Here is a 6,649-nt window from a genome sequence, read left to right on the forward strand (position 1 = left end):
AAGCTTTTGAGGTTTGTTAGTGGAAAGCACGAAGAAAAGGAGACTTTCCAATGGAAATCGCTACACTTGATGACAAGGACCGTGCTTTGCTTCGCTTGCTGCAGCGCGACGGCCGGGCCAGCATCGCTACATTGGCTGACAAAATTGCTTTGTCCGAAAGCGCCTGCCGACGCCGCCTCGATATTTTGGAAAAGTCAGGTGTGCTCGAGGGCTACCGGGCCGAGCTCAATGCGGCACGCTTGGGCTTTAGCCTGACGGTCTTCGTTTCGATTGCGTTGGGTGCCCAGACGGATCGCGATCTAGCAGCTTTCGAGAGCGCGGTACGCGCCGCACCTGAAGTGTTGGAATGCTGGCTGATGACCGGGGATTCAGACTATCTCCTTCGCGTTGCGGCCCGCGATGTGGCAGACCTCGAACGCATTCACCGCGAAGTGCTGACACGGCTGCCCAGTGTGGTTAGGGTCAATACAGCCATCGCCATGCGCGCGGTGTCTCCGCTACGAGGGCTACCGATCCGATGAAACAGATGCCGCGCTACTTTTCCCTTTTTGCTTTCGTCGCTATGTCGGCCTGCGCTAGCGGCGCGCCGCTCTCATCGGGAAAGCCGTTTGATCTAACTCCGCCAAAGAACATGGTAGCCAAGGGCATTTCTTACAGCCAACGGGCCTGGCCCGGCGCTGTGCCGATGCAGGTGGCGATTGTTGAAATCGACTTGAAAACCCGGGGCCTGTCCATTGCTGTATCGGGGGGTAGCCCATCGGACACCTCTGAGTATCGCTCGAAGACGACGTCCACGTTTTTGCGCGAATCCGGCGCGATTGTTGCCATCAATGGCGGTTATTTTAGCCCGGTGGTCTCTGCAGAAGGCTTAGGCCAAGACGCTGTTGGATTTGCAAAGTCAAACGGCCGAGTGGTGTCACCCGCTTCGACACCCGAAACGGCTCGCGCGGCCAAAGCTGTTGTCTGTTTTGACCGCAAGCAGGTACAGATCTTGGCCGCCTTGGCCTGCCCAGTGCGGTTCGCAAATGGTTTGGCCGCAGGTCCGCTGTTGGTTCAAGACGGTACGATGAAGGTTGATCCGAAGAATGCAACCCGTCACCCGCGCTCGATCCTTGGCATCAATGCAGCAGGCGACCGCCTGTGGCTGGTGACCATTGATGGCCGCCAAAAAGGCTATAGCGAAGGAGCAAGTTTCGCTGAATCCGCCTTGATCTTGCAAGCCTTAGGGGCCGCTAATGCGATCAATCTCGATGGCGGTGGGTCAACGGCGCTGGTGTACCGCGACCTTGTGCGGGGTCCAACTGTTCTGAATCGTCCGATTCAGGGAGGCGTTCCAGGCACAGAAAGACCGGTCGCGACCCATATTGGCGTGTTCACAAAGGCTAAGCCAAAGACTTGATGGCCGGTTCAGTCACCGACCTTCAAGCCACGTTGGGTCACCAAGTAGGTGGCAAATGTTCCCAGCCAATGCCCGCCCTCATAATGCTCACCCGTCACCGCAGGCAGAGCAATGTCTCGATGGGCTTTTGCTGCCGCAACGAGGGCCAGCCTTCGTTTGTCGGCTGTCGGCAAACCCGCTGCCATGCCTTCCAGCATCCATGCCCGAGATAGATTGAGCCCGTCGATATGGGCCAGCTTGCCATCGGTCCGATCTGTGACGATGCCTACGGGCAACCAGTCTGCGGTGGCAGTCTTGGGGATGGTAGGTAAAGCGATGCTCAGCCACTTGGCATAGGCCTTAGGAGCCAAAACGCGACGCATGAGGTCGGCTTCACCCAAACAGGCCGACACAAAATCTTCCCCGCCAGGTTCAAACCGCAAAGGACAATCGCGATCCTTGCCATAATAAGTCATGGCACGCTCGTCGATCAGGGCTAGAAAGGCGGTGTCTTGTACCTCCGCTGCCCAATCGCGCGCGAGCCCTAAAGCAAAAGCGGTTTGCGAATGCTCTCCAACCCGCATCGGCGTGCGAAGCTTTGGCAGCCAGCTTTTGAGTTGACCCGCTGCGCGCTGCTCTAACGGCGCGAAATCGGCCGCCCAAGTCGCCACGCTTTCATCCTTTTTGGCCCATTGGCGCAGTTCCGCGCCCAATTGCAGCATCCAAGCCAAGCCGTAAGGGCGCTCAAAACCAGCGCGCCCCGCTCCATTCATATAGGCAAGTTCGGCCTCCAAGTTGGCTTTGGTCAGGCTCTTAGCCAAAGCTTGCCGGGCGGCAGGGGTATAAGAAGCCTGCGGATAGAGCCGCGCGAGCCGTGCCAAGAGCCAGTGCCCGTGCACCGACGAATGATGGTCAAAGCAGCCGTAAAATGCGGGTGTCAGTTGGCTGGGCGTGCGTGCATCTTCGGCTGAATTCAGCACATGGGCGATCTTGTTGGGATATTCGGTGTGGATGCACGACAGAGCAAGCTTGGCGAACCGCCCTGTTGCGTCTTCAAAGCCAGATGCTTGGGCGGCAGGCGAAGTCATGGTGGCAAAGCATACGGCTAGGATCGTTAAAAGAGAACGGCGCATGCCTTTGGTGTGCAACAGCCCGTCAAGTGAGGCAAGGCCTTATTTTTTAGGCGCGCTCATGGCGGGTAAGGTTTTGGCAATTTGAAAATTCGCTGCCCGCTCATCTGGGTGCAAGGGCACCATGCCTTTGCCGCGCAAATAGCCCCGGAGGCCGGCTGCATGATCGGACAAAAGCTCCATCGCAAATTCTTGAAGCCCCGGCACAACGCCGACATTGGCTTTCTTCACATAGAAATAGAGCGAGCGTGAAGCTGCATACTTTCCGTCGATGATGGCTTCTGCTGATGGCTCCACACCATTGAGTGGCGCTGCCTGCAAACGGTCCATATTTTCTTCAAACGATGAAAAGCCAAATACACCAAATTGTTCAGGTGAGCGCGATAATGCTTGCACGATCAGGCTGTCGTTTTCACCAGAATCTTTCCAAGCGCCATCTTCGCGCAAGGTCAGGGCGCGTCTTTGGAATTCCTTGTCGTCTTTCTCCTTTAGTGCCTTCATTTCAGGTACTTGTTCTGCACCCTTTGCCATCACCAATTCGGCAAAGGCGTCACGCGTTCCAGAAGTTGGAGGTGGCCCCATCACGTCGATCTTGATCGCCGGCAAATTCGGGTTGATCTCGTTCCACTTTGTATAAGGATTGGGGACGAAGGCCTGTTTTGCGGGATCATAGATCTCTTTTGCGAGCGCCTGATAGACTTCTTGCTTGGTCAATGTGACGGGCGTCGCGGCCTTTGAATTGGCGATAACAATCCCGTCATAGCCGATTTTAATCTCAACAACTTCGGTCACCCCATTTTTCTGACAGGTCTCGAACTCACCTTTTTTGATCTGCCGGGATGCGTTTGAGATATCCGGGAAGCCAGGGCCCAAGCCACGGCAAAAAATCGCAAACCCGCCACCTGTACCCGTCGATTCCACGCGTGGCGTTTTAAAACGGCCCCGGGCGGAGAACTGTTCAGCTGCAGCGGCTGAAAACGGGAATAAGGTGGAGGACCCTACAACCGCCACCCGATCGCGACCATCACTTGGGTTGCAGCCTGCCAAGACAAAGACGCCGGATGCCAAAATAGCCAGGCTAAGGTGCTTGAAAGTCATGTAATCAATCCAAATTAAGTGTCTGCGCTGGAGGGCACGGGACGATTCTAGAGGTGCGTTAGTCTGACGATATGACACCCACGCTTCAATAGTATGACAAAATCACAACAATGACGCTATGGCGCGGCTACAGCATCTTTTTCAGGGCATAGACAAAGTCCAAAGCTTCGCGCGGCGTGAGTTGATCGGGGTCAAGGTCCAGCAAGGCTTGCTCAAGCGTGGATGGGGTGGCTACAGTCTCTGGGGCAGGGTTTGTCGCGGCAAACAGCGGTAAATCATCCAAGGCACCGGGTCGGCCATTGTTCTGGGCTTTTTCAAGCCTATTCAAAACGGACTTCGCCCGCGCCACCGCGCTTGACGGCAGCCCAGCAAGCTTTGCCACTTGTACGCCATAAGACCGGTCTGCAGCCCCCTCGACCACTTCATGGAGAAAGACGAGATCACCTTTCCACTCTTTCGCGCGTAAGCTGGCATTGCCACAGGCGGGCAAACGTTCAGCCAAAGCTGTGAGCTCATGATAGTGCGTGGCGAACAAAGCTCGACATTGGTTGGAATCGTGGAGATGTTCCGCCACTGCCCACGCAATTGCCAAGCCATCATAAGTTGATGTGCCGCGTCCTATTTCATCAAGAATAACAAAGGCCCTTGGCCCGGCGCGGTTCAAGATCGTGGCCGTTTCAACCATTTCCACCATAAAGGTCGAGCGACCCTTAGATAGATCATCGGAGGCCCCGACACGCGAGAATATCCGATCCACCAGCCCCATGTTGAGCGCTTCTGCTGGCACATATGAGCCTGCTTGGGCTAAGATCGCCAATAGCGCGTTTTGTCGCAAATAAGTCGATTTACCCGCCATATTGGGCCCGGTAATCAAGGTAAGGCGTGGCGCGGTCGAGCCGGCGCCATCCAAATGGCAGGCATTAGAGGTAAAGACTTCCCCTGATTTTCGAAGTACAGCTTCTACAACCGGGTGACGACCGCCACGCACGTCAAACCCGAGACCATCGTCCAATAAAGGCCGGGTCGCGTCAGTTTCCACCGCCCATTCTGCGAGCCCTGCCGCGACATCCAAGGTAGCAAGTGCATCGCCAGCCGCCCGTAGCGCGCTGCTCTGGCGCACGACCTCAGCTAAGGCCTCGTTCCACAATTCAAGTTCGCGGGCGAGTGCCCGTTCTGACGCCCGCGCGATTTGGCCGTCTAGCTCCATGAGGCGTTGGTTCGTAAACCGAATTGCACTCGCCGTAGTTTGACGGTGGATGAAAAGCGCGTTGAGCGGCGGGCACATAAGGGCTTCGCCTTGTTTGGGGGTGGCCTCGATGAAAAAGCCCAAAACCGCATTGTTGCGGATTTTGAGTGGCAGGCCCGCTTGCTCGCAGACTTCCGCCTGAAGATTGGCCACCACTTGGCGTGCATTGGTCGAAAGCAATCGGATTTCATCCAAGACAGGATCAAAACCCGTCGCAACAAAGCCGCCATCGCGCGTCAGAAGACCGGGTTCTGGAACAATCATCGCGATCAGACGATGCGCGAGTGCGGCCAAGGCAGGCTGATGAATAAGGCCGAGGTGCTTCTGTGCGACGGCTAGCTCAACAGGCAGGTCAAGCGGCAAGCGCGCACTGATCTGGTCGCCTTCAATCAGCGCGATGGCCAGCGCCCGCAGATCTCGCGGCCCACCGCGGCCCAGTTCAAGACGGGAAAGGGCGCGGCTGACATCGGGGATTTGGCTGAGCGTGTCGCGTACCTCACAGCGCTGGTCACTGGCGCCGATTAGATATTCAATGGCGTTCAGACGGTCCTTGATCACACCTAGATCAAGTAAAGGACGCCCAATCCGTTCCGCTAGCATCCGCCCACCTGCTGCGGTACGGGTGCGGTCTATGGCAGCAAGCAAAGAGCCTTCGCGCGTACCGCGCTGTGAGCGATCAAGCTCTAAGCTTACGCGGGTGGTCGCGTCGATTGCCATGATGCCAGACGTCTCCACCCGTTTCGGTGGCGTCAAACGCGGGGCAAGGCCTGCTTGGGTCAGGCTGATGTAATCGTAGACGAGGCCCAGCGCCGTCAATTCGGCTTTTCCAAACGCACCAAATCCGTCGAGCGTCTGCACACCAAACCCAAGTTCCAGCGTGCGCGCAGCGGCCTTAGCGTCTGCTGATTTCGCAGGCCTTGGGGTTACAGAGCCCGAGACGGCGGCGATCGCTTTTGCGCTGGCTTTGTCCAAGTCGCTATCAACGATCACCAACTCCCCAATCGACAGTGCGGAGGCTTCATCGATTAGGCGCTGGATCGGTGCCTCCATCACAGCAAATTCACCCGTGGAAACATCTGCCCAAGCAAGGGCCGCTTCCAAGCCACCAGCGGTGAAGGCCAGAGCCGCCAACCGACTGGCATGGCGGGGGTCCAAGAGCGCCTCTTCGGTTAAGGTGCCCGGCGTGATGATACGGACGACATCCCGACGTACGACAGATTTTGAGCCGCGCTTTCGCGCTTCAGCCGCGTCCTCGGTTTGGTCGCAAATTGCGATTTTGAAGCCCTTTCGCACCAATTTCGCAATATAAGCGTCAGCCGAATGGGCTGGGACACCGGCCATTGAGATGTCTTCGCCCAGATGCTGGCCCCGTTTTGTCAGGGCAATATCAAGCGCACCGGCAGCCGTTTTGGCGTCTTCAAAGAAAAGCTCATAAAAGTCACCCATGCGGAAAAACAGCAAAGCATCGCGATGCTGCTCTTTGGCGGCCAGATATTGCGCCATAACGGGTGTGGTGCCGGGGGCTGTCATCAGACGGGTTTAGCTGCGGATTCTTCTGCTGGCAAAGTGTCAAACACGGTTTTAAAAGTAGACACACGTTGATCGAACGCTCGGCCCGGTCTAGCAAGGATGAAATAGAATAGCGTAGGACGAAGAATATCTGATGAGCAGCGAGCGCAAGACTTTCACAGACCAAGAAGCCCTCGATTTTCACAGTTTGCCTACGCCGGGGAAGATATCGGTTGTGGCCTCCAAACCGATGGCGACCCAACGCGATCTGTCGCTTGCCTATTCTCC

The 6,649-nt window shown here is 56.6% G+C and carries 6 protein-coding genes; 3 read left to right on the top strand and 3 right to left on the bottom strand.

The window, feature by feature from the left end; all coding sequences use genetic code 11:
• Positions 1–50: 50 nt before the first annotated feature.
• Positions 51–521 carry an Lrp/AsnC family transcriptional regulator gene (locus tag ACIQ20_RS15340; protein WP_395781817.1) on the top strand — a complete coding sequence of 157 codons (471 nt, stop codon included), beginning with the start codon at positions 51–53 and terminating at the stop codon, positions 519–521.
• Positions 518–1,399, top strand: coding sequence for a phosphodiester glycosidase family protein (locus ACIQ20_RS15345; RefSeq protein ID WP_395781819.1), 882 nt, complete (start codon positions 518–520; stop codon positions 1,397–1,399). The genes ACIQ20_RS15340 and ACIQ20_RS15345 overlap by 4 nt, the downstream gene beginning before the upstream one ends.
• 8 nt (positions 1,400–1,407) lie before the next feature.
• Here ACIQ20_RS15345 and ACIQ20_RS15350 read toward each other — a convergent pair whose 3' ends face one another.
• The 3 genes from ACIQ20_RS15350 to mutS all read right to left on the bottom strand — a co-directional run bounded on the left by ACIQ20_RS15350 (position 1,408) and on the right by mutS (position 6,382).
• The gene (locus ACIQ20_RS15350) at positions 1,408–2,511 is read right to left on the bottom strand and encodes a DUF2891 domain-containing protein (RefSeq protein WP_395781821.1); all 1,104 of its coding nucleotides are present in this window, start codon (positions 2,509–2,511) and stop codon (positions 1,408–1,410) included.
• 39 nt (positions 2,512–2,550) lie between these two features.
• Positions 2,551–3,606 (bottom strand): substrate-binding domain-containing protein, encoded by a 1,056-nt coding sequence (locus ACIQ20_RS15355; protein WP_395781823.1) that lies wholly within the window; start codon positions 3,604–3,606, stop codon positions 2,551–2,553.
• A gap of 127 nt (positions 3,607–3,733) precedes the next feature.
• Positions 3,734–6,382: a DNA mismatch repair protein MutS gene (gene mutS, locus ACIQ20_RS15360; RefSeq protein ID WP_395781825.1), complete on the bottom strand. Its 2,649-nt coding sequence runs from the start codon at positions 6,380–6,382 to the stop codon at positions 3,734–3,736.
• A 133-nt stretch (positions 6,383–6,515) separates the two neighbouring features.
• On the opposite strand from mutS, the gene ACIQ20_RS15365 reads away from it, so the two are divergent.
• Positions 6,516–6,649 (top strand): hypothetical protein (locus ACIQ20_RS15365; protein ID WP_395781827.1); only part of this gene is annotated, 134 nt, incomplete at its 3' end.

Source organism: Aquidulcibacter sp., assembly GCF_044346625.1.
GTDB lineage: Bacteria > Pseudomonadota > Alphaproteobacteria > Caulobacterales > Aquidulcibacteraceae > Aquidulcibacter.